Annotated in this window: 22 protein-coding genes; 9 read left to right on the top strand and 13 right to left on the bottom strand. The window is 50.3% G+C overall.

Annotated elements, in window-relative coordinates; translation table 11 throughout:
* Nucleotides 1-3: 3 nt before the first annotated feature.
* Complete coding sequence (gene purM, locus DXV75_RS04620; RefSeq protein WP_115592231.1) at nucleotides 4-1,041, bottom strand: phosphoribosylformylglycinamidine cyclo-ligase; 1,038 nt, start codon at nucleotides 1,039-1,041, stop codon at nucleotides 4-6.
* 231 nt (nucleotides 1,042-1,272) lie between these two features.
* On the opposite strand from purM, the gene DXV75_RS04615 reads away from it, so the two are divergent.
* Both DXV75_RS04615 and hda read left to right on the top strand, forming a co-directional pair.
* Nucleotides 1,273-2,502 carry a DUF2066 domain-containing protein gene (locus DXV75_RS04615; RefSeq protein ID WP_147291795.1) on the top strand — a complete coding sequence of 410 codons (1,230 nt, stop codon included), beginning with the start codon at nucleotides 1,273-1,275 and terminating at the stop codon, nucleotides 2,500-2,502.
* A 2-nt stretch (nucleotides 2,503-2,504) separates the two neighbouring features.
* Complete coding sequence (gene hda, locus DXV75_RS04610) at nucleotides 2,505-3,242, top strand: DnaA regulatory inactivator Hda (RefSeq protein ID WP_115592229.1); 738 nt, start codon at nucleotides 2,505-2,507, stop codon at nucleotides 3,240-3,242.
* A 15-nt stretch (nucleotides 3,243-3,257) separates the two neighbouring features.
* Here hda and DXV75_RS04605 read toward each other — a convergent pair whose 3' ends face one another.
* From DXV75_RS04605 to arsC, 4 genes are read right to left on the bottom strand one after another with little or no spacing between them, the layout of a single operon-like run.
* The gene (locus DXV75_RS04605; RefSeq protein WP_115592228.1) at nucleotides 3,258-5,147 is read right to left on the bottom strand and encodes a hypothetical protein; all 1,890 of its coding nucleotides are present in this window, start codon (nucleotides 5,145-5,147) and stop codon (nucleotides 3,258-3,260) included.
* A complete protein-coding gene (locus DXV75_RS04600; RefSeq protein ID WP_115592227.1) occupies nucleotides 5,147-5,566 on the bottom strand; it encodes a DUF2069 domain-containing protein in 420 nt (139 codons plus the stop codon). The genes DXV75_RS04605 and DXV75_RS04600 overlap by 1 nt, the downstream gene beginning before the upstream one ends.
* Before the next feature lie 11 nt (nucleotides 5,567-5,577).
* The gene (gene wrbA / locus DXV75_RS04595) at nucleotides 5,578-6,177 is read right to left on the bottom strand and encodes an NAD(P)H:quinone oxidoreductase (protein ID WP_115592226.1); all 600 of its coding nucleotides are present in this window, start codon (nucleotides 6,175-6,177) and stop codon (nucleotides 5,578-5,580) included.
* A complete protein-coding gene (arsC, locus tag DXV75_RS04590; RefSeq protein ID WP_115592487.1) occupies nucleotides 6,177-6,530 on the bottom strand; it encodes an arsenate reductase (glutaredoxin) in 354 nt (117 codons plus the stop codon). The genes wrbA and arsC overlap by 1 nt, the downstream gene beginning before the upstream one ends.
* A gap of 119 nt (nucleotides 6,531-6,649) precedes the next feature.
* Here arsC and DXV75_RS04585 point away from each other — a divergent pair, with 119 nt between their 5' ends.
* Nucleotides 6,650-7,150 carry a TlpA family protein disulfide reductase gene (locus DXV75_RS04585; protein ID WP_245953119.1) on the top strand — a complete coding sequence of 167 codons (501 nt, stop codon included), beginning with the start codon at nucleotides 6,650-6,652 and terminating at the stop codon, nucleotides 7,148-7,150.
* Here DXV75_RS04585 and bepA read toward each other — a convergent pair.
* Nucleotides 7,136-8,602, bottom strand: a complete 1,467-nt coding sequence (gene bepA / locus DXV75_RS04580) for a beta-barrel assembly-enhancing protease (RefSeq protein WP_115592486.1) — start codon at nucleotides 8,600-8,602, stop codon at nucleotides 7,136-7,138. The genes DXV75_RS04585 and bepA overlap by 15 nt on opposite strands.
* A 228-nt stretch (nucleotides 8,603-8,830) precedes the next feature.
* Between bepA and DXV75_RS04575 the strand changes: the two genes are divergently transcribed.
* Nucleotides 8,831-9,913: an AI-2E family transporter gene (locus tag DXV75_RS04575; protein ID WP_115592224.1), complete on the top strand. Its 1,083-nt coding sequence runs from the start codon at nucleotides 8,831-8,833 to the stop codon at nucleotides 9,911-9,913.
* A 61-nt stretch (nucleotides 9,914-9,974) separates the two neighbouring features.
* On the opposite strand, the gene DXV75_RS17260 is transcribed toward DXV75_RS04575, so the two are convergent.
* The 3 genes from DXV75_RS17260 to DXV75_RS04560 form a co-directional block, all read right to left on the bottom strand.
* Nucleotides 9,975-11,273, bottom strand: a complete 1,299-nt coding sequence (locus DXV75_RS17260; RefSeq protein WP_115592223.1) for a methyl-accepting chemotaxis protein — start codon at nucleotides 11,271-11,273, stop codon at nucleotides 9,975-9,977.
* A gap of 301 nt (nucleotides 11,274-11,574) precedes the next feature.
* Nucleotides 11,575-12,042, bottom strand: a complete 468-nt coding sequence (gene bcp / locus DXV75_RS04565) for a thioredoxin-dependent thiol peroxidase (protein ID WP_115592222.1) — start codon at nucleotides 12,040-12,042, stop codon at nucleotides 11,575-11,577.
* Nucleotides 12,020-12,580, bottom strand: a complete 561-nt coding sequence (locus tag DXV75_RS04560) for a glycine cleavage system transcriptional repressor (RefSeq protein WP_115592221.1) — start codon at nucleotides 12,578-12,580, stop codon at nucleotides 12,020-12,022. The genes bcp and DXV75_RS04560 overlap by 23 nt, the downstream gene beginning before the upstream one ends.
* Nucleotides 12,581-12,740: 160 nt before the next feature.
* Between DXV75_RS04560 and dapA the strand changes: the two genes are divergently transcribed.
* The 4 genes from dapA to DXV75_RS04540 all read left to right on the top strand — a co-directional run bounded on the left by dapA (nucleotide 12,741) and on the right by DXV75_RS04540 (nucleotide 16,438).
* Nucleotides 12,741-13,625 (top strand): 4-hydroxy-tetrahydrodipicolinate synthase, encoded by an 885-nt coding sequence (dapA, locus tag DXV75_RS04555; RefSeq protein ID WP_115592220.1) that lies wholly within the window; start codon nucleotides 12,741-12,743, stop codon nucleotides 13,623-13,625.
* 11 nt (nucleotides 13,626-13,636) lie between these two features.
* Nucleotides 13,637-14,737: an outer membrane protein assembly factor BamC gene (gene bamC, locus DXV75_RS04550; RefSeq protein WP_115592219.1), complete on the top strand. Its 1,101-nt coding sequence runs from the start codon at nucleotides 13,637-13,639 to the stop codon at nucleotides 14,735-14,737.
* Nucleotides 14,738-14,752: 15 nt separating this feature from the next.
* Nucleotides 14,753-15,466, top strand: a complete 714-nt coding sequence (purC, locus tag DXV75_RS04545; protein ID WP_115592218.1) for a phosphoribosylaminoimidazolesuccinocarboxamide synthase — start codon at nucleotides 14,753-14,755, stop codon at nucleotides 15,464-15,466.
* Between the two features lie 120 nt (nucleotides 15,467-15,586).
* Entirely contained in the window at nucleotides 15,587-16,438 is an 852-nt protein-coding gene (locus DXV75_RS04540; RefSeq protein WP_115592217.1) for a DMT family transporter, read from the top strand.
* An 11-nt stretch (nucleotides 16,439-16,449) separates the two neighbouring features.
* On the opposite strand, the gene yfaE is transcribed toward DXV75_RS04540, so the two are convergent.
* From yfaE to ubiG, 4 genes are all read right to left on the bottom strand, one after another.
* Nucleotides 16,450-16,722: a class I ribonucleotide reductase maintenance protein YfaE gene (gene yfaE / locus DXV75_RS04535; RefSeq protein WP_115592216.1), complete on the bottom strand. Its 273-nt coding sequence runs from the start codon at nucleotides 16,720-16,722 to the stop codon at nucleotides 16,450-16,452.
* Nucleotides 16,723-16,733: 11 nt separating this feature from the next.
* Nucleotides 16,734-17,864 carry a class Ia ribonucleoside-diphosphate reductase subunit beta gene (gene nrdB / locus DXV75_RS04530; RefSeq protein ID WP_115592215.1) on the bottom strand — a complete coding sequence of 377 codons (1,131 nt, stop codon included), beginning with the start codon at nucleotides 17,862-17,864 and terminating at the stop codon, nucleotides 16,734-16,736.
* 123 nt (nucleotides 17,865-17,987) lie between these two features.
* Complete coding sequence (gene nrdA / locus DXV75_RS04525) at nucleotides 17,988-20,309, bottom strand: class 1a ribonucleoside-diphosphate reductase subunit alpha (RefSeq protein ID WP_115592214.1); 2,322 nt, start codon at nucleotides 20,307-20,309, stop codon at nucleotides 17,988-17,990.
* Nucleotides 20,310-20,749: 440 nt separating this feature from the next.
* Nucleotides 20,750-21,451, bottom strand: a complete 702-nt coding sequence (gene ubiG, locus DXV75_RS04520; protein ID WP_115592213.1) for a bifunctional 2-polyprenyl-6-hydroxyphenol methylase/3-demethylubiquinol 3-O-methyltransferase UbiG — start codon at nucleotides 21,449-21,451, stop codon at nucleotides 20,750-20,752.
* 300 nt (nucleotides 21,452-21,751) lie between these two features.
* On the opposite strand from ubiG, the gene gyrA reads away from it, so the two are divergent.
* A complete protein-coding gene (gene gyrA / locus DXV75_RS04515) occupies nucleotides 21,752-24,388 on the top strand; it encodes a DNA topoisomerase (ATP-hydrolyzing) subunit A (RefSeq protein WP_115592212.1) in 2,637 nt (878 codons plus the stop codon).
* The last annotated feature ends 127 nt before the right edge of the window (nucleotides 24,389-24,515 follow it).

The following is a 24,515-nucleotide window of genomic DNA, read 5'->3' as shown; positions in this document are numbered from 1 at the left end:
AATTTAACGGATCTCGACTTGCTGATCGCCGTCTTTGGCTTCTACCGTTCCAATCAACCAGGCATTTTCGCCCTGCTGATTCAACAGCGATAACGCTTTATCGACGTCCTGTTCATCCACAACCAGAACCATTCCCACACCACAGTTAAAGGTGCGGTACATTTCGTGACGAGTCACGTTACCGTTTTGCTGAAGCCAGCTGAATACCGCAGGCCACTGCCAGCTTTGCTCGTCAATTACAACTTTGGCGTCGTCGGGCAATACACGGGGAATATTTTCCCAGAAACCACCACCGGTTATATGCGAAATGGCACTTACCTTGACTTCTTCAAGCAGTGCCAGTACCGATTTGACGTAAATTCGGGTAGGCTCCAACAGATGATCGATAAGGGGTTTACCTTCCAAATCCTGCTGAACGTCGGCATTACTGACTTCGAGAATTTTGCGGACCAGTGAATAGCCATTGGAGTGGGGGCCTGATGCGCCCAGTGCAATCAGCTTTTGCCCGGCCTTTACCTGACTGCCGTCGATGACGTTGTCTGCTTCAACCACGCCCACACAGAAGCCGGCAATATCGTAATCACCGTCATGGTACATGCCGGGCATCTCTGCGGTTTCGCCGCCAATCAGTGCGCAACCTGCCAGTTCACAGCCTTCACCAATACCAGTTACGACTGAAGCTGCGGTATCAACGTCGAGTTTACCGGTGGCGTAATAGTCGAGGAAAAATAATGGCTCAGCCCCCTGGACAATCAGGTCGTTCACGCACATGGCCACCAGGTCGATACCCACACCCTGATGCCGGTTGGCGTCCATTGCAACGCGCAATTTGGTGCCTACACCGTCGGTACCGGATACCAGCAGCGGGCGTTTGTATTTTGCAGGGATCTCACACAGAGCGCCGAATCCGCCGAGTCCGCCGCGAACTTCCGGACGGTGGGTACGTTTGGTTACGGATTTGATACGTTCGACAAGCTGGTTACCGGCATCAATATCGACTCCGGCATCTTTATAACTCAGAGAAGTTTTGTTTTCGCTCACGGTTTTGCCCTGGTGCTCTGGGTGAAAAACGCGGATTCTACCAGTAAGTGCTGGTAAGTCCAATCGCCAATGTTACTGCTTATTATTGAAGACAAAAATTTGCCACTTTTAAGATGAAAATATTTCGTAAATAGAACACAATGGCACCCATTTTTTCATGCATTTGACTACAGTGTAGTAGCGATTGCGGTTACGGAGTGACAAAAGGTTTTGATTACCAAAGTGAGAAACGTGTTCAGTAAATGTGCGGTTGCCGCCTTGCTGACAATGTTGCTGGCCGGCCTGGCAGCCCCCACTGTGGCGACCGAAGTGGTCGAAACCAACAGAGCCAAAATTCCTGTGGCTGATCAAAGCAGGGAATCTTTGTCTCGGGCCAGTCGTGAGGCGTTAGCCCAGGTAGTGGTTAAAATGAGTGGCAAGCGGGATTCGGTCAAAAATCCTGTGCTCAGTGCAGCAATTCGAAATCCTACTAAATTATTGCGTTCCTACCAGTTCGAAGTTATTGACCAGACCCTTTATCTGGTAGCGGACTTTGACGCCGAGAGTATTGAATCTATTTTAAGAACCGAAGGGTTTCCAATCTGGGATCAGCGTCGCCCGGACGGTTTGCTTTGGCTGGCGCTGGAGCAGGATAACGGCAATCGCGTGATTCTCGATGAAGCCAACAGTCGCGAGCTGGGGCAGGTCATCACAACCACTGCCGAGCAGCGTGGGGTGCCAGTTTCCATGCCATTGATGGATATCACTGATTCTCAGGCCATATCCATATACGATGTGTGGGGCCAGTTTGCCAGTTCCCTTACTCAGGCTTCGCAACGCTATGGTGCGGACTTTGTTCTCGGCGCAAGAATTTACCGCAACGACGGATTGTCTTCAGCCGAATTTTCACCTTCTGGTTCAGGCGAACCTGGTGATGGGGGCAATGAACAGGAAGATGCCTTATACCGGGCTCTGGCAAATGAGCGCCAGGCTAAGCTTCAGGGCAGGGCGTCGTTCAGTGATGAAGAGTTCCGCGCTATGAATGCCAACACCGGAGAGGGGGACTATGCTCTGGATTGGGTATTAATCGGCGGCGACAAAGTGCACGTTGGTACTCTGTATGGTGAATCACCGGTTCAGTTGAGCGAAAATCTTCTGCACGAATATGCCGATTTTCTGGCAGGAAAATTTGCGATAGTCCCGGTGGATGAACCCGGCGAAGCGAGTTCGGTGGAAATTTCGGTTGCCAACCTTGACTCCCTCAACCGCTACGTTGAAGCGCTGCGCTATCTCAATAGTCTGTCGGTTGTTGACGCGGCAGTATTGGAACAACAAAGTGGCTCTGTGGGCACGTTCCGTCTGGGACTTATCGGGTCTTTTGAGGATTTTGCGACAGCCGTTGCACTGGAAAACCATTTACAACCAGTGACGGATGGCGCCGGGCAAAGGGTTGAAGGCAAGCATTATTACTGGAATGACTAATCATGCAGTTGCCCTTGCCAGTTACGTTACCCAATGATGAAACTTTTAAAAGCTTTGTAGAGGCCAAAAATACCGAGCTGGTTGGTCTGCTTAAAAACATCGCGAACGGAGTTCCGGACTGGCAGGCCAATGAAGGGCTGAAAACGGTACGTCGACTACGCATACCCATGGTCAACATTATCGGCAGCCCGGGTAGGGGCAAAAGCCATTTGCTTTATGCGGTGTGTCATCAGTTGGCCCGACGTAACGTCAGCCACAGTTACCTCAACCTCGACGAGGCCGCAGACTGGCCTCCAAACGCATTTGAGGGCCTGGAATCCCTTTCCCTGATTTGCCTTGACAACATTCAGAGTATTGCCGGCAATGCCCGGTGGGAAGAGGCGTTGTTTGACCTAATCAACCGTGTGCTGGAAGTGAACCAGGGGCTATTGGTTTGCACGTCTGAACTGGGCCCGTCACACCCGGATTTCGTGCTGCCGGATTTGCGCTCCCGACTGGGGTGGGGCGTAACCTATCAGCTTCAGGCACTGTCTGATGAGCATCGTAAACAGGTAATTCGAAAACGGGCTCAGCAACGGGGGCTTAAACTCTCGGAGCAGGCTTTGCAGTTCTTACTGCATCACAGTGATCGTGATTTGCCCAGTCTGATGTCGTTGCTGGAAAGGTTGGATAACCGGTCGTTGCAGGAGCAAAAAAAGCTTTCTGTTGCGATGGTCAAAAGAGAGCTGGACCTTGGGTAGGCCCAGCTAGCCAATTCAGTGCGCCGGCAGCTTCAGAGTCTGTTCAAACGAGGGAACGGCAAAAAATTGCGGAGTTGCCGGCGGTAGTTCATTAATAGGTATCAGGAAGTTACCGGGTGCAGAGTACAGGACATCAAACCATGATACTCCTGGCGGAAGCAGTTCAGCATCAGGCAATTGTAGCTGGATCGCATCCACATCAAGTTCGGGCAACACCCGGTTCACGGCATATTTCACTCTTGGCTGCACCGATGGGTCATTGATGCGATCACGCTGTCCCCAGGTGATAGATAAATCGCCGCGGTTGATAGCGTCACTGGAAAATACGCCGACATCGGAAGAAACACCAAGCCGGTAAAGCATCATAAAGCGCTCAACCAGCGTAGCGTAATCCTCTCTTGCGGTATAGTAGGAATAGAAGGAAGCGGCACCGTCCCGTTCAAAATCCCAGGCGACTTCTTCAGCCGTAATGGCCAGTTGGTCAGAGGTGGCGTCTGCGCCACCGTAGTTGACCTGTGCCAGCTCTTCCAGCATGGTAGACATCAGTGGATGCGCCAGAATCAGGCCATCAGACTGGGGAGCATTTTCATATACGTAGGACAGCGGGGTTTCATTATCCGTTAAGCTCGACCAGCTCGTGGGTGGAAAAAAATCATTGGCGTGGGCGAGTTCGTGATAAAGAAGCCAGGAGATAGCTTGCTCGATGCCCAGCAAAGTGCGGCTGTTACGCAGTTCTGCAGCAAGTCCGGGCTGAGGATAGTAGTATTGTTGATTTTTCACATAGCGCCAGGTGGTTACATAATCCAAATCAAGGCCAAATTCACTGCGATAGTCCGGCTCGGTATTTACCGTGTCCCGTTCTTCCGGCGTGCGCCAGAAATTGTTCGCATCCAGGTAAATAGCTCCCGTGACCACCCAGTAAAATGACGGCCTTACTTCATAGGAAATGACGATGGCTGTGGTGGCGCGCAACATGTTAATCAAATCTTCACTGGCACTGGAATACGCAAGAAAATCGCGCAACGCGTCGCCCATCCAGGGGTGAGAAACATAGGTTCTGTCCAGAATGTCGTCTATTGTTGGGGTGTCGGTTACCTGGCCTATCAACGGCAATTTCTCAAACGTGCACGAGCGGGACAGCTGATTGTTATAGACACAGTCAGATAAGGCCTGGGCGTATGGGCTGTCAGCGCGGTAAGGTTGCATCTGTTCGGTGACTATCAGGTCGCTGGAAGGAAAAAAACCGTTGCTGTTGACGTCGGCGTTTTTCACCACAATCAGAGTAGAATCGCTGGCCTGATGGCCGTCACTGAAGCTTACGGTTGCCTCATACTCAATAACCGAATCCTGCAGTACCTGCGGAGCTTTAAAAAAAATGCGTTTGCTGGGGGTGCCTACATCATCGTATTTAACGTCGACAGCCTGGGGGCCCTGTAATTGCGTCCAGCTTATCTGCCGCACACTGGCGTTGCGGTTGGTGTCCAACTGCAGTGATACCCGCCCCCCCTCAGTGGCTTGATGAGCAAGTCTTACAATGACTGCGGGGGACGTGCCCTCAACAACAGTCAGAGTGACGGTTTTACTTAACCGGGTGCCGGAATTCAGCGTGGCTTCAACGTCAATACTGAAATTACCCGTTTTTGTTGCATCAAAACCTATGGCCTGGGTGTGCGGCGCCAAAATTGGGAAAGCCGCATCAGAAACGGACCAGGTTACCGTTTCGATTGGGCTTTGATCCGAAGCTGTTACTGCCAGTGCGACTGAATCGCCTTTAACTACCCGCAGTGACCCGGTAATTTCCAGAGCCAGTTGCGTATCGGTCTTACCTGAGGTTGTGTCGGGGCTTCCGGAACCACCACAACCCAATAACAACAACGTAAACAGTGCCACCAACCATAGCTTCATTACTTCCTCCCTTCAAAGCGCTCCCGCTCTTCCTGCATTACCGTTTTGAGCTTTTTTAGTCCAAGACCCAACTCACGCCCGCGTTTGCGCGCAAATACGCTGCAGCCGATGAACATGCCGATACAAAGGGCGAGTTCAACCAACGCATAATATCGCTCAGACTCTACCGCATAGATTACGGTAAGGCTATGCAGAAGGTAAAACAAAACCACGAAATTTGCCCAGGCGTGGGTGTAAGGTTTGGCCGTAATAATGCCCGGCAGTGGCAACAGCAAAGGCAGCACATAGACAATACCAACGAAAACCGGTGAATACTGAAACTGTTTCTGAAAATAAAATTGCCACAGGATGATCCAGGCAATCAGCAGTAAATGACTGCACAAGGCGAGATAACGATAAAAACGCGTAGAGGACGACATGAATTACTCCGTTAAGATGAATGCAACTGGCTTAGTTGCCGGGCAAGGCTGGCCAGTCTTTTTCCCTGGGCTACACACAAGGATTGCTCATCGGCGCTGAGTCCGGGGGCGGAACCGTTTTCGACATGAGTGGCACCATAGGGGGAGCCCCCTGTTGTGGTGCTATGCAGTTCCGGTTCCGAATAGGGCAATCCACATACCACCATGCCGTGATGTAGCAGTGGCAACATCATTGTCAGTAAAGTGGATTCCTGTCCGCCGTGCATACTTGAGGTTGAACTGAACACACAGGCAGGCTTGTTGATGAGTGTACCTTTTAACCAAAGATGGCTGCTTGAGTCGATGAAGTGTTTTAGTGGCGCCGCCATGTTGCCAAAGCGCGTGGGGCTGCCTAGTGCCAGTGCACTGCAAGCCGTCAAATCATCCAGTGTGGCGTATGGAGGACCGTTTTCGGGCAGTGGGCCGGGCGGTGCATCACCGTGAGTTGCCAGCGGCGGAACAGTTCGTAGCATAGCAGTAGCCCCGGCGGATTCGACACCGGTTGCAATAGCCCGGGCGAGTTTGGCGGTTGCTCCGTTACGGCTGTAATACAGAATAAGGACCGGCCCCATTAAAGAATTTCCAGCACGGCTTCAGGAGGCCGTCCGATGCGGGCGCGGGCACCGTTTATTACTACCGGACGTTCCAGCAGTTTGGGTGTCTCTGCCATAGCTTGAAAATACGCATCCTCACTGACGTTTTCCAGGTCCAGCCCGGCCTGCTTAAATTCGGCTTCTTTGGTTCTCATCATCGCAGTAACGGTTTTGAGATTGAGTTTTGAATAAAGTGTCCGAAGTTCATCAACCGTCAGTGGGGTTTTCAGGTATTCGATCACGTCGGGTTCAACGCCTTGTTCCTGGAGTAAGGCGAGTGTTTGACGGCTTTTGGAGCAGCGAGGATTGTGCAGTATGGTAACTCTGGACATAATCATTATCGTTGTGTTGAGATAGCTGCATTGTATATTGCTGACCTGGACCAATCCACCCGCAGACGTAAACTCCTGCTGGCAGTGGTTGGATGAGTGAATGCGAGGTGGAAAGGGCTGTGCAAAATAAAGTCAGTAAAGGCCTGGGTTATCTGGCTGTGGCGCTGTTGGGAGTATTGGCTGCGGTTGCCGGGGTTGTCAGCTATCAGGCCGGCCGGGTGGATTTTGAAACGGTTACCGGCAAGCAGTATCGCTGGGAAACGCTGGAGCAACAATGGGTAGTAGTGAATTACTTTGCTGAATGGTGTTCACCGTGCCTCAAGGAAATTCCCGAACTTAACCATTTTTTCCGCACCAGGCCCGGGGATGTGCAGCTTTTTGGCGTCAGTTACGACCTTCTTTCAGTGGCGGATGTACAGGCACTGAAACAAAAATATCATATAGAATATGACCTGATTGTGGCCGATGAAAATACCCGGCTCCCGGTCTCCAAACCTCAGTATCTTCCGGCCACATTTGTTATTGGACCCGATGGTACAATCGCTGCGGAATTGATGGGGGAGATATCCAGCAAGCGGCTCGTTGAGGTATTGGAAAAACTCAAGTCAAAGCCGCTTTAGACGTTCTTCCTCTTCCCTTAATTGCTTTATGCGGGCACGGATGCGCTGTTTTTCGAGGTGGCTTTCACCACTGAAATTGTAGGCGTACTGCAGTTCGTCCACGGCCCGGCTGTAGGCACCATACAGAGCGTAAACTTCTGCTTTGCTCTGGTGCATGTCCTGAAACTGTTTTGCCCCCTTGTAGGCTTCACTGAGCATCTGGTAGGCCAGTTCATGTTCCCTGTGGACCAGCAAAAAATCTTTCAGCAGCGCAATGGATTCCTCATACCGCCGGGCTTCGTTAAGGGCATTAGCCTGGTTGAGCACCAGAACCTGGTTTCGCGGGGTTCTTTGTAAATGGGGCTGCAGACGCGCTACAGCCTCATCGAATTTTCTCTGCGCCAGTGAAATATCGGTTGCAACATCAAGATAGAACAGGTTTTCCGGATCCTTGGCCAGCAGGTCGTCGATGATAATTTTACGGGCCTGGTCAAATTGTTCGTTGCGCAGGTAGGCGATGCCCAACCCATACAATCCGGCCTCCCGCATTGAATAGGTGCTTTTCTCCACCATTGCCTTGAAATACTCCAGGCTGTATTCCGAGTCAAATGTGTAGCGTGCCACTACCCGAGCCCTGGCCAGTTCGAAGGATAAATTCTGTGGCAGATTGACCGCAGGGTAATCGTCCACCCGGGATCGGGCATCAGCGATACGGCTTTCCGTCAGTGGGTGCGACAGCAATCTGGCAGGTGGCCTGGAAACCATCCGATACTGGCTTGCCAGGGTTGAGAAAAAGGTTGCCGCTCCCCGGGGATCAAAACCAGCCCTTGCCAGCATGGCGATGCCGATACGATCCGCTTCCTGTTCGTTTGAGCGGGTATAGTCAATCTGAAGTTGCGCCGATGCTGCCTGGCCTGCTGAAATTGCCGCCATTCCCGCTTCAGGGTTTGCGATAGCCAGGAGCACGCCTCCCAGCATAGATGCCAGCGCAAGGGGGGACGAACGTTGTTGTGCCTGCATGCGCCTTGCAATATGGCGCTGAGTGACGTGGGCAATTTCGTGCGCCAGAACCGATGCGAGCTCACTTTCATTTTTTGCCCGATAAATCAGCCCGGAATGAACACCAATGTGGCCACCGAAGAACGCGAATGCATTAATGTCGTTATTATTGACCCAAAAAAATCGGAATGGGAACTTGGCATTATCGGCATAGGCAACCAGCCGATTACCCAAATCCTGCAGGTATTCATCGAGGATTGGATCGGCAATCAGGGGGGCCTGGCTGCGCATTTGCCTCATTACGGCATCACCCACCAGGATCTCTTTATCCAGCGGCATGACTTCAGAGGCCACAACACCAATTTCCGGGAGAATGTTTTTGTCGTTTTGAGTCTGACTATGGGCGATGGCCGCTAAGCTCATCCCTAAGATAAAAAACCCGCTTTTGATTCCTTTACGCACTATTGATCTCATTAAATACGGTAAAAAAATTGAGTACTGCATTTTGCGCTCGTTCCGGTTAGAGCGAATAGAATGGCTGAGAGTTTCATTTTTCTGTCGCAATTTTTCGCTATTGTGCCGCACCTGCGGGCTGATTGCTACTGAGCCCGCTTGGATTGCCGATTTTGCGTATTGCCCCAAGCCGTGGGTTTACCCTATGATGCTAGGCATTATAAGGAGTTCGGTTAAAGGAACAGGACTATGTTGAGTGTGTTTGGTCGCTGGTATCGGCGCAAGTTTTCTGATCCCGATGCAGCGATGTTGCTCATCCTGATACTTTTGAGCACGGCAGTATTGCTGCTATGGGGGCAAATGATAATGCCGGTCCTGGTAGCGGCGGTCATTGCGTATCTGCTCGACTGGCCGGTGAATCGTCTGGTCAGGATTGGGGTGGGGAGGGGCTTTGCCTGTGGCGTTATGATGCTGCTATTCGTAGCCATTGCGGTGATGCTGTTTGTGGGGCTGGTACCGGTGGTGGCCCGCCAGAGTATTAACCTGATTCAGGAAACCCCGCTGATCTGGCAAAAAGCCCAGGACTGGGTGTTAACCCTGCCGGAAAAGTACCCCGATTACGTTCAGCTTAACCAAATCTATCAAATGATGGAAAGCCTTAATGAACGGTTAGTCGGGGTAGGAGAAAGCCTGATTTCTGCTTCTTTCAGCTCACTGATTGATGTCGCCGCGCTGCTGGTTTATCTCATCCTGGTGCCGTTGATGGTGTTTTTCATGTTGAAGGACAAATTTTTCTTCCTTGACAGTATTTCCCGTATGCTGCCGAAAGAACGCAGGCTCATTACCCAGGTTGGGCATGAAATGAATGCGCAAATCGCCAATTACATTCGCGGCAAGGTAATTGAGATACTGATTGTGGGTTCGGTGTCCTGTGTGACCTTCGTTCTTATGGACTTGCGTTACGCCATATTGCTGGGAGTGCTGGTTGGATTGTCGGTATTGATACCCTATATCGGAGCCGCTGTCGTAACCATTCCTGTGGCTGTAGTTGCCATGTTCCAGTGGGGCATTACGCCTGAATTCTGGTATTTGATGTTTGCCTATGGGGTGATTCAGGCACTGGACGGTAACTTGCTGGTACCATTGTTATTTTCTGAAGCGGTAAGTTTACACCCGTTGTACATTATCATTGCTGTGCTGTTTTTTGGTGGGTTATGGGGGTTTTGGGGTGTGTTTTTTGCCATCCCGCTGGCCACCCTGGTGAAAGCGGTGATCACCGCTTGGTCCTCTTCGCCGGAGCAGGAAAAGTTTCCAGATGCTACTGCCCCGTAGGGCAGACGTTTCAGAGTTTGCCAGACTAAGGTTTTCGCGGGCGTTCAGCCCGCCGGGCTGACTAATCCAATTGCAGGTTGCTGACGGTAACCGACACGTTCTCAGCCCCGGCCTGAATTTCCTGCATAACCGCAGCTACTCCCTGGATCTGTTCCAATCCCCGTTGGGTAGTCCCGGAAACGTCCTCCATAAGTCTGGTAGCATTTAGGGTCAGGGCTTCATTTCTGAGCACCACTTCGTTAATTTCATGTGTCGAGTCGTTGGTTTTGGCTGCCAGGCTTCGTACTTCATCGGCAACCACGGCAAACCCGCGCCCCTGTTCACCGGCTCTTGCGGCTTCGATAGCGGCATTCAGCGCAAGCAAATTGGTTTGCTCAGCAATTGCACTGATGGTCGAGACAATGGCTGATATATTTTTGGACTGCTCGTTTAACGAATTGATCGACGTCATCGCACTGGTGACTTTTTCCGTTATCTGGCTCGAAGTCTCGACGGCAAGGCGCAACTGCTCGCTGCCCTGTTGTGCAATCTGCTCGGTCTCTACCGAAGTAGACTGGGCAATTTCCGCGGCCTGCGTAATGCTGAGTTCCCGATCGACCTGGGCGGTTACATCCGAGGCAAACTTAATTACTTTTACCACGCGCCCCGCGTCATCGAACACCGGATTGTAGGTGGCCTCTATCCAGACAGGTTGCCCCCGTTTATTCTGACGCTGGAACCGGCCACTTTTGAATTCGCCATTTTCCAGTTGTTCCCAGAATCCTGGATTTTGTTCGTAGAACCCGGGTTTGCAAAACAGTCGGTGGTGCTTGCCTTTTATTTCGTGCAGTTCGTAGCCTACGGCATTAAGAAAGTTTTGGTTAGCATTAATTATCTCACCTTTTGGCGTGAATTCTATTACCGCATTGGAACGGTCGAGCGCGTCGAACACCGCGTTTTTGTCTGTAAGGGCGTTTCTTTCTGCTGTGATATCGGTTGCAATCTTGATGATTTTGACAACTTCTCTGTGCTGTATTACCGGAAAATAGGTGGCGTTTAACCACACTGCACTGCCGTCTTGTTTCACGCGCTGAAATTCACCGGATTGAGCCTTGCCGGAACGCAGCCTTTCCCAGAATTCCTGATATGACCGGGAGTTTTTCTGTTGCGGCGGGCAGAACATACTGTGATGCTTGCCCTGAATTTGTTCAAGGCTGTAGCCAACGGTGGCCAAAAATAGCGCGTTGGCGCTCAGAATGGTGCCGTCAGGGCTGAATTCTATATTGGCCACGGCGTTGTTGATGGACTCAACCACTGCTTTCAACTGCTCATTCTGTTCGCTGAGTGCCTGAATTTTATTGTTATGTTTGGTAAACAGCATGCAATGCATTCCTCTTGAGGTGCTTTCAATAGACTTCCATTTCCGCTTTTCCCTGAGTTTGTCGTTATTAAGGTTTGGGCCATTAAATGGGGCTGTAGGGGGGGTATTCTAGTGGTAGAGGTGGCAGGATAGGTGTTGGTTTTTATACGTAGGTATTGAGCAGGGCGCAGCATACGGAGGCTGCGCCAAGGACAAGTGCTGCCCTTCGGGTTCACTCTGAGTGCTTACATGACTGCGTTGTTCGCCATTTACTTAGCTGACTAAGCTTCATGGCTCTCGCCACAGCAAAGATCAACAGGCCCTAGAGTCTGTTGAGGAAATCGAGCACCACCTGATGGTGATCTTTGGTTTTGAATTTATCAAACACTTTGATAATTTTGCCGCTTTCGTCGATCAGAAAGCTGATGCGATGAATGCCGTCGTACTCTTTGCCCATGAATTTTTTACGGCCCCAAACACCGAACGCATCGGCAACGGAATGATCCTCGTCCGACAGCAGAGTAAAATTCAGACTTTCCTTCTCGATAAATTTGGGCAGGCGTTTTACCGCGTCCGGGCTGATTCCCAAAACCACCACATTGTGACTTTCCAGCTCTGATTTAACGTCGCGCAGGCACTGGGCCTGAACCGTGCATCCTGGTGTCATGGCTTTAGGATAGAAATACACCAGTACTTTCTTACCGGACAGGCTGTTAAGAGTAACAGTCGAGCCATTCTGGTCGGGCAGGGAGAACTGTGGGGCGCTGTCACCAGCTTGCAGTGTGTTCATGGTTGTCCTTCTTGTGTTTGTCGACGACCTTCCCGGTCAGGTTGAGGCTGTCGAATAGGAGTTTGAGAGAGTATTCCAGTTCGCCAAAATCCACCGAATCCGGAATGCTGACCACAAATTTACAGCGCATCATCTCAAGCCCCGACGCTTTGTCGGTAAAAGTGCGTTGTCGGAACGCGCTGATAGATGCGTTACGGTCGGCAAAAAAACCGGTCACGGATTTGATCAGTCCTGCTGCGTCTACTCCGCTGAATTCGACGTCGAACAGGTGCTCCAGGTTTTGCTTGGCGTGATGGCTGGTACGTTTCATCATCGACAGCAGATCAAGGCGTTGGCAAAGGGGGGGGAGCAGGCATTCGGCTTTGGTGATTGCCTGATGGGAACCTTCCAGGATCATGGTCAGGGAAAATTCTCTGCCGTAAATAGCCTGGCGACTGTCGAGGATATTGCAATGCACTTCGGACACGGTAGAGGCTATCTCGCTCAATATACCGCTGTGGTCGGTGCCCAATATGGTCACAATTAATTGATGCTTCATGGGTTTTCGGTTCCAAAGTAACAAGCGGAAATGGTATCACAGAGTTTTTTTGCTGTGCCAGCGCTAAAGGGTTGGAAATAATCTTAAAATTGCCCGCCGGATTGCTTGTGTTTAGTGCCTCAGATAATTAACATGTGCGCTCACAAAAAGCGGAGAGATTATGTTTACAGGCAGTTACGTCGCACTGATTACACCGATGAATGACCAGGGCGAAATCGATTACGCCGCGCTGGAAAAACTGGTTCAGTTTCATATCGAACAGGGTACCCACGGTATCGTATCAGTCGGCACTACCGGTGAATCAGCAACTTTACCCTTTGAAGAGCACATAGATGTGGTCAAGCGCACGGTAGCAATGGTGGGCGGGAAAATTCCGGTGATTGCTGGCAGTGGCGCGAACTCGACTGCAGAAGCAATTTTTTTGAGCGAGCAAATGGCTGGGCTCGGCGTGGATGGTTTTTTGAGTGTGGTTCCATATTACAATAAACCCCAGCAAGCTGGCATGATTGCCCATTTTAATGCCATCGCAGACGCCACCGATGTGCCTGTGCTGCTGTATAACGTCCCGGGGCGCACTGTTGCGGACATGTTACCGGAAACCGTCGCTGAATTGGCAAAGCACAAAAACATTGTGGGGCTTAAGGATGCTACCGGTGATATAGACCGCCTCAAGCAAACTCAGGCGCTGGTGGAAGACGATTTTCTGCTGTTAAGTGGTGATGACGCCAGCAGTTGTGAGTTTTTGTGTGAAGGCGGTCATGGGGTTATTTCTGTTACGGCAAACCTGGTACCGAATGCCATGGCCCGTATGTGTGACGCAGCACTAAACAAAGAGTTTGACCAATGCCGTCGTATCAATTCGGAAATTGAACTTCTTCATGATGCCTTGTTCGTTGAACCCAACCCGGTGATGCCTAAGTGGGCTTTATACAAAATGGGCCTGATTCAAAGTGCAGTGTTAAGATTGCCCATGGTTTTACCGGAACTTGCCAGCCAAAAACATATCGAAGACATATTAAAACAATATCAAATGATTTCTGGTTAAGAGGATAGCCAATGAACAAATCCCTGGCTTTAGTAAGTGGCCTTCTGGTTGTGGCCCTTACAGGCTGTTCGAGCCAAATGGAAAGAAAAACCGCTTCAGGCAGTTATGAATATCTGAAAGCAGAGCAACAAGCTGTGCTGAAGGTTCCGGCGGACCTGCACAGTCCAGATTATTCCGGTGACTATGAATTACCTCAGTTGGGCGCTGGCGCTGATCATTCCCTGATTGGGCGTGAGCTCTCCGTGCAGTCACCTACACTGGTGTTGCCGCTGGTTGCCGGATCACGGGTGGAAGATGGAAATCAGTCCGCTACAATCTGGTTTGATCAGGTTGATGACAGTCAGCCTCTGAACCAGGCAATCTGGAATTCTTTGTTGGCTTACCTTGAACAACAGGGCATCGGAGTGGAAAGTTTCGATCCTGAAGCTGGTGTTCTTGTTACCGACTGGATGGTGCAGGATATGGGGGAAGATGCCAGCTGGTATGATTTCTCCGATGAAACCCATCAGACTGAACGCCGCTTTGAATTTTCTATGGAAGTGAAGCCTCATGGTCGAACAGCGGCACTGCATGCTGAGTTGAAAGACTACAGGGAAACCTTGGGCGAGGACGTCAAGAGTGACCTTCTGGCTATGCAGGAACGTCGTGAAGAAGTAGATGTACTGAACAAGGTTATCAATCACTATGAGTACCAAATTCGGCTGGAAGACAGCCGTCGTCTGGCACAAATCCGCCAGGGGCTGAATACCGAGTTGGGTTATGACAGCGATGGTGCTGCTGCCTTTATTGTCAACGCTGGTTATGATATCGCCTGGCCCCGGTTGTTACTGGTGCTGAGGAAACTTGGTTTTGATGTGAAAGATTTGGATAAATCCACTGGTTTGCTGTTTGTAACCTACAACGGTGCGGATGAGAGTTGGTGGAAGGGGTGGTTCTCCGATGACGGAGAATTGCTTGAACAGGATGATTACCGGCTTCGGGTTGGCAAGATGGGTGAGAAAACCTCGATCACTTTTATGAATAATGAAAGTAAACCCTTTGAGCCCAACGTTGTAGCCGACATTTATGACGCTTTCGTAGAGGCAATGTCGCAAGACAACCTTGATATTTAATTTTTGAGAGTAACCATGGAAAAACGCGAAGAATTGTACCGCGGTAAGGCAAAAACGGTTTATCTGACGGATGACAGTGATAAATTGATCCTGCATTTTCGTAACGATACCTCCGCTTTTGACGGCCAGAAAATTGAACAGCTGGATCGCAAGGGTGAAGTGAACAACAAGTTCAATCACTTTATTATGACCAAACTGGAAGATGCGGGCATTGCAACCCAGGTTGAAGCATTGGTTTCTGATACCGAGTCGCTGGTTAAGAAACTGGATATGATCCCGGTTGAATGCGTAGTTCGAAACGTGGCTGCCGGTTCTCTGGTACGTCGGCTGGGCGTTGAAGAAGGGTTATTGCTGGATCCGCCAGTGTTTGAGTTTTTCCTCAAGAATGACGCACTCCACGACCCTATGGTGAACGATTATCATATTGTTTCGTTCGGATGGGCCAGCGAAGCGCAAATTGCCGAAATGAAAGCTCTGACGTTCAAGGTGAATGCTGTACTGAAAGCATTGTTCGACGAAGCAGGTATGATGCTGGTGGACTACAAACTGGAATTCGGTGTGGATGCTGCCGGCAATATCGTGCTGGGTGACGAATTTACGCCGGACGGTTGCCGTCTGTGGGACAAGGAAACCCGCAAAAAAATGGACAAAGACCGTTTTCGTCAGGGGCTGGGCTCCGTTGTCGAAACTTACATCGAAGTCGCAGAACGTCTCGGTCTTGCCCTGTAAGTTCGCAAATGATCTAACAAAGCCGCAGTAAAGCGGCTTTTTTTATGTTTAGATTACTGGCATAACTTTTCATGAAAACGAACAGGTACGTGTTCACGTCACATCTGGTGAATAGCCGAAATGCGTAATATAACCAATGGACTCTGGTTGTCGGTGGCAATGCTCGCATTTGCCGCCAACTCATTGCTGTGCCGTATGGCATTACTTGAGGGCAGCATTGATCCGGCCAGTTTTACCAGCATTCGCCTTATCAGCGGTGCTTTTACGCTGTTTTTACTTACGTATTGGAATGGCATCCGTGCTTTCTCATTTGGCTCGCTGTCCGGGGCAGTGGCGCTTTTTGTGTATGCTAGTGGTTTTTCGTTTGCCTATATCAGTATGTCCACCGGTACTGGAGCATTGATCCTGTTCGGTAGCGTGCAGCTGACCATGCTGGTCTGGGGATTTTTTCACGGTGAACGCTTCAGCTTGTGGCAGTGGCTGGGGTTGGGGGCGGCAGTTGCAGGTCTGGTGGTGTTGCTGTTACCGGGGCTGAGTGCACCACCAATGTCGAGCGCGGCGCTAATGACCATGGCAGGAATTGGCTGGGGGGCTTACTCATTACTTGGCAGGGCTGCCGGTGCGCCACTGGCTATGACGGCCGGAAACTTTCTGTTTACTGTTCCGCTGGCGGTGGTTTTACATCTTGCGCTTGCACAACCGGTTAACTGGCAATCGATGGGGGTCGCCTGTGCACTGCTTTCCGGAGTTGTGACATCCGGTCTGGGCTACGCAATCTGGTATCGGGTGGTAAAATTTCTTGCTGCGTCACAGGCAGCCACAGTGCAACTTAGTGTGCCTGTGCTTGCCATGTTGCTGGGATGGGTGTTTTTAGGTGAAGTCATTAGTGGTCAGATGTTACTGGCTTCGGCTTGCATACTGGGCGGAATTGGTCTGGTGATCAATCGGCGGAAGGCCGAAGCGTCGAAATAACGGTTGTGTTCTTACAAGGGAACTTTGATCTTCAGATCGGTCAATGCGATGCAGCAACAGGGCAGGATCTCATCGTCGTCGATGTAGGCAAGGGGATCTGTGGTGTAATCTACTTCTCCAGCTATCAGCTTGGTGCGACAGGCTCCACAGTAGCCTTCGCGGCAATGATAATGGATTTGGACGTCCGCGGCTTCCAGAGACTCGAGCAGGGTTTTGTCCGGGTCAGACAGGGTGCCTTTCACATCGATAACTTCAATGTGAAAGGCGGTGTCAGGTTTTTTCATTCAAACTTGGATCAAAGCTCGAAATCGGCGAAATCGTCTTCGCTGACGGAAGAGTCAATTTGGCCAACCAGATAAGAACTGATTTCAGACTCCTGCGGAGCAACCTGAACGTTGTCGGAATTCAGATAGTTGTTCATCCAGGGCAGGGGGTTGCTCTTGACGTCAAACCCGGAATCCAGCCCAATTGCCGACATACGCTGATGGGCGATGTATTCCACATACTGGCACAGAATTTCTTTGTTAAGACCGATCATAGAGCCGTTCTGGAACAGGTACTCAGCCCATTGCTTTTCCTGTTCAACCGCTGACAGGAATATATCCCGGGCCTGCTCTTTACATTCCTCGGCAATTTCTGCCATTTCCGGGTCGTCCTTGCCCTTGGCCCACAAATTCAGAATGTGCTGAGTTGAGGTTAAATGCAGGTTTTCGTCGCGGGCAATCAGACGAATGATCTTTGAATTACCTTCCATCAGCTCGCGCTCTGCAAACGCAAAGGTACAGGCAAATGAAACATAGAAACGAATGGCTTCCAGCGCATTTACTGAGTTCATGCACAGGTACAGTTTCTTTTTCAGCTCACGCAGGGAAACTGTGTAGGTTTCGCCGTCAACGGTGTGAACGCCTTCTCCCTGGGTTTGCCACAACTGAGTCAGGAAAATGAGTTCGTCATAGTAACCGGAGATGTCTGATGCACGTCGCTTGATCTCTTCATTGACGACAATGTCTTTAAAAATATCGCTGGGGTCGGAGAACAGGTTACGCAATATGTGCGTGTATGAGCGGGAGTGAATGGTCTCAAAGAATGACCAGGTCTCTACCCAGGTTTCCAGTTCCGGCAAGGAAATGATGGGCAGGAAGGCAATATTCGGGCTTCGACCCTGGACCGAATCCAGCAGTGTCTGATACTTCAGGTTTGAGATGAAGATGTGCTGCTCGGCTTCGGTCAGCTTTTGGAAGTCAACGCGATCGCGGCTGACATCCACTTCTTCCGGGCGCCAGAAAAAGCTGATTTGTTTTTCGATCAGTTTTTCAAAAATCGCGTGTCGCTGCTGGTCATACCGGGCTACATTAACCGGATTGCCGAAAAACATGGGCTCAACCAGCGGGTTGACACTTTGTTGATTAAAAGTGGTGTATTTCATACTGATTTAAATCACTAAAAACGAAATGCGTTGATCTCTGTAATGCATAGGGTACCAGAGTACAGCCGAGCAAGAAGAACGAATACCCGGAAGGTGAAAACTTCCGGGTATGCCCTGAGGGACTTAGATTTTGCAAGCTCCACCAGCGCAGTCGTCGTCTTCGACAATTACCGCTTCCTGAGCAAGAGGCTTGGCCTCCTGTTGCTTGGTCTCCAGCGTACTGGAGTCAGCTGCGCCATCACGGGTGTTATGATAGTACAGAGTCTTAACACCCAACTTGTACGCAGTAAGCAAATCTTTAAGCAACAGCTTCATCGGCACCTTGCCGTTTTCGTATTTGCCCGGGTCATAACTGGTATTGGCAGAAATTGTCTGGTCAATAAACTTCTGCATGATACCCACCAGCTGCAGATAGCCGTCATTCGAGGGGATATCCCACAACAACTCATACTTTTCCTTGAGTGTGTCGTACTCAGGAACAACCTGCTTCAGGACGCCATCTTTACTCGACTTGATGCTGATATGGCCACGTGGCGGCTCAATACCGTTGGTGGCATTGGATATTTGTGACGATGTTTCCGACGGCATCAGAGCTGACAATGTTGAATTGCGTAACCCATGGGCCTGAATGTCGGCACGCAGGGTTTCCCAATCGTATTGGAGTGGCTCATTACAAATGGCGTCCAAATCCTTTTTGTAGGTATCTATTGGCAGGATACCTTGGGAGTAGGTGGTTTCATTAAATTTCGGACATGCACCTTGTTCTCTGGCCAGATTGTTGGAAGCCTTAAGCAGATAAAACTGAATGGCTTCAAATGTTCTGTGAATCAGCCCGTTGGCGCTGAAATCGGAATACTTCACGCCGTGTTTCGCCAGATAATAAGCGAAGTTGATTACACCTATGCCGAGCGTACGACGCCCCATGGTTGCGTTATAGGCTGCGGGAACCGGGTAGTCCTGGTAATCCAGCAGGCTGTCCAGAGCACGTACCGCCAAATCGGACAACTCTTCCAGTTCATCCAGTGACTTGATAGCGCCCAGGTTAAACGCCGAAAGGGTGCACAGGGCAATTTCGCCGTTTTCGTCGTTAACGTGCTCGAGAGGCTTGGTCGGTAAGGCAATTTCCAGACACAGATTGCTCTGGCGTACCGGAGCCACTTTAGGGTCAAACGGGCTGTGTGTATTACAGTGATCCACATTTTGCAGGTATATACGGCCTGTACTTGCACGCTCCTGCATAAACAGACTGAACAGCTCCATGGCTTTGATGCGCTTCTTGCGAATGCTCTCGTCGTTTTCGTACTTGACGTAAAGCTCTTCAAATTTCGCCTGGTCGGCAAAGAATGCATCGTACAAACCCGGTACATCAGAAGGACTGAACAGCGTAATGTAGTCGTCTTTCATCATGCGCTGATACATCAGCTTGTTGAACTGGACACCATAATCCAAGTGACGGACCCGGTTCTCTTCGACGCCACGGTTGTTTTTCAATACCAGCAGCGATTCAACTTCCCAGTGCCACAATGGGTAGAACAGGGTAGCTGCGCCACCACGTACACCGCCCTGTGAACAGCTTTTCACGGCTGTCTGGAAATACTTGTAGAACGGAATACAGCCAGTGTGGAAAGCTTCACCACCGCGGATTGGGCTGCCCAGAGCACGAATGCGGCCAGCGTTCACACCAATACCGGCACGCTGACTGACGTACTTAACTATGGCACTGGCGGTAGCATTGATGGAATCGAGGCTGTCACCGGTTTCAATCAGAACGCAGGAGCTGAACTGACGGGTAGGGGTACGTACCCCGGACATGATCGGCGTCGGCAATGAAATCTTGAACAGTGATGTAGCGTCATAAAAACGGCGTACATAGTCCATTCGGGTGGTTTTGGGATAATTGGCAAACAGACAGGCTGCCACCAGCACATACAGAAACTGGGCACTTTCGTAGATTTCACCGGTTACACGGTTTTGAACCAGATATTTTCCTTCCAGCTGCTTTACCGCGGCGTAGCTGAAATTCATGTCACGCCAGTGATCGATGTAGGATTCCATCTCGGCAAATTCTTCAGCGCTGTAATCACTGAGCAGATGCTCATCGTACTTGCCCTGAGCGACCATTTTCTTCACGTGATCATACAACACCGGTGGCTCAAACTGGCCATAGGCTTTTTTGCGCAGATGGAATATAGCCAGGCGGGCAGCAAGATACTGATAATCCGGCGCCTCTGTTGAAATCAGATCGGCCGCGGACTTAATCAAAGTTTCGTGGATTTCGCTGGTTTTGATGCCATCATAAAACTGGATGTGAGCCTTGATTTCCACCTGGGAAACAGAGACGTTTTTAAGCCCCTTTGCAGCCCATGTGATGACTTTATGGATCTTTTCGAGGTCAATGGGCTCTTTCTCACCATTGCGTTTGGTGACGGTTAGGTTGTTATTCATTAGTACTGGCCGTTTGTCTGTTAGCGCTGCTAGCGTGGGCTTTGCCCATCGTTATTTTAACTACAAAATTCTTACTGCTTGTGGAATTGCCAAGGTTTGGCAACGATCCTGCGCGATCCCTGACTGCATTACGGGAGATCAAACGCTACCGCGGGCTCCGCCGAAAGTTCACGTTTGCTGGACCTACCACAAGATAGTGAGGTTTATGGATTATTGCAACCCAATATCTGGTGGTTAATCCAGCAGTCAGAACGGGTTGTTTCTTTGGTTAGTAGTGACTCACCTAAAAGCCACGATTTGTCCTTCCATGAGTCGAATGCAAGGTATTTTTTCGATCGGATCCGTATATAAAATTATTTGTTCCAAAAAACGCATTTATATAAATACAGGATCTAAGCAGGACGAATAATCATCAACTACTACATAGTGTGTCCAATATATTAAGCGGGCACACTATGTAGTAGGTAGTTCACATCCACATTTCGGTCCGAAAGGTAAAAGGTTTGCGACATTGGCGACATGTGTAAACCTGTTATATGGCGGTTTAACAAGTTGGCCTGATCGGTCATGGCCATCAGTTCTGAGGGCTTAATAAATCGCTCATGTTGATGTGTGCCTTTAGGGACAAGATTGAGAATGTATTCGGCTCCGACGATTCCCATCAGGTAGGACTTAATGTTGCGGTTAAGGGTAGAGAAAAACACATGGCCGCCAGGCTTGACCAGTTGTGCGCAGGCTTGCACAACCGACCCTGGATCAGGCACGTGTTCGAGCATTTCCATGCAGGTAACCACATCGAACTGACCAGCGTGCTGGGCAGCAAAAGACTCAGCGGTGCTGCACTCGTAGCTTACGTCAACACCACTCTCCAGGCCGTGCAGTCGAGCAACTTCGAGCGAGGCTTCGGCCATATCGATACCGGTGACCTGCGCTCCCATTCTGGCCATGGATTCGGCCAGAATGCCACCACCACATCCTATATCGAGTACTTTTTTTTCAAACAGTCCATCGGCGTGCTGCTGAATAAAATCCAACCGCAAAGGGTTGATGGCGTGAAGGGGTTTAAACTCCCCTTGCGGGTCCCACCAGCGAGAGGCCAGTTCAGCGAATTTTGAGATTTCCTGATGATCTACATTGTTCATAGTGACAGCCACGTAGCTCTGAGTGCCTGATTGGTTTTCGTGCCATTAAAATACCTGAATTAGCGTTCGAATGGCATGAAAAAAAGGCCTCGGGATGTCAGTTGGTGAAAAATTCAGCGGTTGGCCGGTAAAAGCGAAATTGGGCTTATTAAGCGCTACATAAATTGCTAATGCGGTGTTACACTCGGGGATTATTTACGACCCCATAATAACAGTGTGCGCGCCCTTATATCGCTTCGATAGCGGGCTTTGTCCCTATGACAACGCATGACAACCTGAGAACAAGGGACCTAGCAGTTTATGACTGATAACGCTAAAGAAATTCTCCCCGTAAACATAGAGGAAGAACTCAAGAATTCTTACCTCGATTACGCGATGAGCGTTATTGTTGGGCGTGCCTTGCCCGATGTACGAGATGGCCTGAAGCCGGTTCACCGCCGCGTTTTGTTTGCCATGAACGAGCTCAAGAACGATTTCAACAAGCCGTATAAAAAATCAGCCCGTGTGGTTGGGGATGTTATCGGTAAATATCACCCGCATGGCGACTCGGCTGTGTACGACACCATTGTTCGTATGGCCCAACCGTTTTCACTGCGCTACATGCTGGTTGACGGGCAGGGTAACTTTGGTTCGGTTGACGGTGATTCTGCTGCTGCCATGCGTTATACCGAAGTACGCATGGCCAAAATTGCCCACGAACTGCTGGCAGATCTTGACAAGGAAACCGTGGATTTTGTGCCCAACTATGACGGTACAGAGCAAATCCCGGAAGTATTACCCACCAGAGTTCCTAACCTGCTGGTAAATGGATCCTCCGGTATTGCCGTTGGTATGGCGACCAACATTCCGCCGCACAATTTAACCGAAGTGGTGAATGGCTGTATCGCGCTTATCGAAGATCCGGACCTCAGTATTGATGGTCTTATGGAATACATTCCTGGCCCGGATTTCCCCACTGCCGCTCTTATCAGTGGCCGTAAAGGAATCGACGATGCATACCGCACCGGCCGGGGAAAAATTTACCTGCGTGCCCGGGCAGAAATTGAAACCGACAGTAATGGCAAGGAAACCATTGTTGTTCACGAAATTCCTTACCAGGTTAATAAAGCCAGACTGATTGAAAAGATAGCCGACCTGGTTAAAGAGAAGCGTATTGAAGGCGTTTCGGCTCTGCGTGACGAGTCTGATAAAGATGGCATGCGTATTGTCGTCGAAGTCAAGCGTAACGAATCAGCGGAAGTTCTGCTCAACCATCTTTATGCCAATACCCAGCTACAAACGGTGTTTGGGATTAATATGGTGGCATTGGATAACGGCCAGCCCAAGGTATTTAACCTTAAGGAAACCCTTGAAGCCTTTATTCTGCACCGCCGTGAGGTGGTTACCCGTCGTACCGTATTTGAACTGCGTAAAGCCCGGGACCGTGCCCATATTTTGGAAGGTCTGGCCATTGCGCTGGCCAACATCGATCCCATCATTGATTTGATCAAGGCCTCGCAGAGCCCGGCAGAAGCCAAGCAAGCCTTGGTAGCGCAGGGTTGGCAACTGGGCGATGTGGCAGAAATGCTGGAGCGTGCTGGTGACGATGCTGCTCGCCCTGATTGGCTGATGCCGGAATTCGGGATTCGTGACGGTAAATATTACCTGACCGAGCAACAGGCCCAGGCAATTCTTGACCTGCGTCTGCACAAGCTGACTGGTCTTGAACATGAAAAGATCCTTGATGAATACAAAGAACTGCTGGAACTGATTGCGGAGCTTCTGCATATTCTGAACAGCCCGTCTCGTCTGATGGAAGTGATCCGCGAAGAGCTGGAGAAGATCCGTGACGAATATGGCGATGCCCGTCGCACCGAAATCACCGCAGCCAGTCACGATATCGACATTGAAGATTTGATTGAGCAGGAAGATGTGGTTGTTACGCTCTCCCGCGAAGGTTATGTGAAATACCAGAAGCTTACTGATTATGAAGCGCAGCGTCGGGGTGGTAAAGGAAAGTCGGCGACCAAGATGAAAGATGAAGATTTCATCGAGCGGTTGCTGGTAGCCAATACCCATGATCATATTCTGTGTTTCTCTACTCGTGGCCGACTCTACTGGCTGAAGGTTTACCAACTGCCATTTGCCAGCCGCAATGCCCGAGGCCGCCCAATCGTAAACATTCTTCCGCTTGAACAGAACGAGCGGATCACCGCCATTCTTCCCATAAAAGAATTTGAAGAAGGCAAATTTGTGCTGATGGCAACGGCCAACGGTGTGGTTAAGAAAACCGATCTGAGTCTCTATTCGCGTCCACGCTCCAGCGGCATCATTGCTGTAAACCTGAATGAAGGTGACGAACTGATCGGTGTTGCAATTACTCACGGTGACGATGACATTATGCTGTTCTCCGATGCCGGCAAAGTGGTTCGTTTCAACGAAAAACTGAGAGATTCCGAAACCGGAGAAATCAAGCGTGACCCGGAAACCGGTGAAGAAATGCTGGCATTACGCCCAATGGGTCGCACAGCCACTGGTGTGAGGGGAATCAGGCTGCAGGATGGTCAGAAAGTTGTATCCTTGATCGTTCCAAACGGGCAGGGACCAATTCTGACAGCCACCGAAAACGGATTCGGTAAGCGTACTCCGCTGGAAGATTACCCGGCCAAGAGTCGCGCGACTCAGGGGGTGGTTTCCATTAAGGTTTCCGAGCGTAATGGTAAAGTGGTTGGCGCGGTCCAGGTCGAGGAAGGCCAGGAGATCATGCTGATCAGCGACCAGGGCACTCTGGTACGTACCCGTGTGGATGAAGTTTCGGTGGTTGGCCGTAACACCCAGGGTGTAAGATTGATCCGTACTGGTGAAAACGAGCACGTGGTTGGTCTGCAACGTATCGAAGAAGTTGAAGACGAAATCGAAATAAGTGACGAAGAAGGCGGGGAAAACACCGCCGAATAGGAAATCGTTGGCGTCCGACGCTGTGCGCCGGGCTACAACAATCCTACGACAGAAGAGTAGCGCCCAGTCCTGAAGGCTTCATGCCGGAAGGGACAAAGCAAATTCTTTGATGAACAAGCGGCGTTTG

The sequence above is a fragment of the Alteromonas aestuariivivens genome (assembly GCF_003367475.1).
Classification (GTDB): domain Bacteria; phylum Pseudomonadota; class Gammaproteobacteria; order Enterobacterales; family Alteromonadaceae; genus Alteromonas; species Alteromonas aestuariivivens.
The sequence above is the reverse complement of the archived record's forward strand: the minus strand, read 5'-3'. Positions and strand labels throughout refer to the sequence as shown.

Bases quoted from the DNA above. Each gene is read 5' to 3' on its own strand.
- hda (WP_115592229.1), top strand. From the start codon at position 2,505: ATGCAGTTGCCCTTGCCAGTTACGTTACCCAATGATGAAACTTTTAAA.
- DXV75_RS04605 (WP_115592228.1), bottom strand. From the start codon at position 5,147: ATGAAGCTATGGTTGGTGGCACTGTTTACGTTGTTGTTATTGGGTTGT.
- DXV75_RS04600 (WP_115592227.1), bottom strand. From the start codon at position 5,566: ATGTCGTCCTCTACGCGTTTTTATCGTTATCTCGCCTTGTGCAGTCAT.
- wrbA (WP_115592226.1), bottom strand. From the start codon at position 6,177: ATGGGGCCGGTCCTTATTCTGTATTACAGCCGTAACGGAGCAACCGCC.
- arsC (WP_115592487.1), bottom strand. From the start codon at position 6,530: ATGTCCAGAGTTACCATACTGCACAATCCTCGCTGCTCCAAAAGCCGT.
- bepA (WP_115592486.1), bottom strand. From the start codon at position 8,602: ATGAGATCAATAGTGCGTAAAGGAATCAAAAGCGGGTTTTTTATCTTA.
- DXV75_RS04575 (WP_115592224.1), top strand. From the start codon at position 8,831: ATGTTGAGTGTGTTTGGTCGCTGGTATCGGCGCAAGTTTTCTGATCCC.
- DXV75_RS17260 (WP_115592223.1), bottom strand. From the start codon at position 11,273: ATGCTGTTTACCAAACATAACAATAAAATTCAGGCACTCAGCGAACAG.
- bcp (WP_115592222.1), bottom strand. From the start codon at position 12,042: ATGAACACACTGCAAGCTGGTGACAGCGCCCCACAGTTCTCCCTGCCC.
- DXV75_RS04560 (WP_115592221.1), bottom strand. From the start codon at position 12,580: ATGAAGCATCAATTAATTGTGACCATATTGGGCACCGACCACAGCGGT.
- dapA (WP_115592220.1), top strand. From the start codon at position 12,741: ATGTTTACAGGCAGTTACGTCGCACTGATTACACCGATGAATGACCAG.
- bamC (WP_115592219.1), top strand. From the start codon at position 13,637: ATGAACAAATCCCTGGCTTTAGTAAGTGGCCTTCTGGTTGTGGCCCTT.
- purC (WP_115592218.1), top strand. From the start codon at position 14,753: ATGGAAAAACGCGAAGAATTGTACCGCGGTAAGGCAAAAACGGTTTAT.
- DXV75_RS04540 (WP_115592217.1), top strand. From the start codon at position 15,587: ATGCGTAATATAACCAATGGACTCTGGTTGTCGGTGGCAATGCTCGCA.
- yfaE (WP_115592216.1), bottom strand. From the start codon at position 16,722: ATGAAAAAACCTGACACCGCCTTTCACATTGAAGTTATCGATGTGAAA.
- nrdB (WP_115592215.1), bottom strand. From the start codon at position 17,864: ATGAAATACACCACTTTTAATCAACAAAGTGTCAACCCGCTGGTTGAG.
- nrdA (WP_115592214.1), bottom strand. From the start codon at position 20,309: ATGAATAACAACCTAACCGTCACCAAACGCAATGGTGAGAAAGAGCCC.
- ubiG (WP_115592213.1), bottom strand. From the start codon at position 21,451: ATGAACAATGTAGATCATCAGGAAATCTCAAAATTCGCTGAACTGGCC.
- gyrA (WP_115592212.1), top strand. From the start codon at position 21,752: ATGACTGATAACGCTAAAGAAATTCTCCCCGTAAACATAGAGGAAGAA.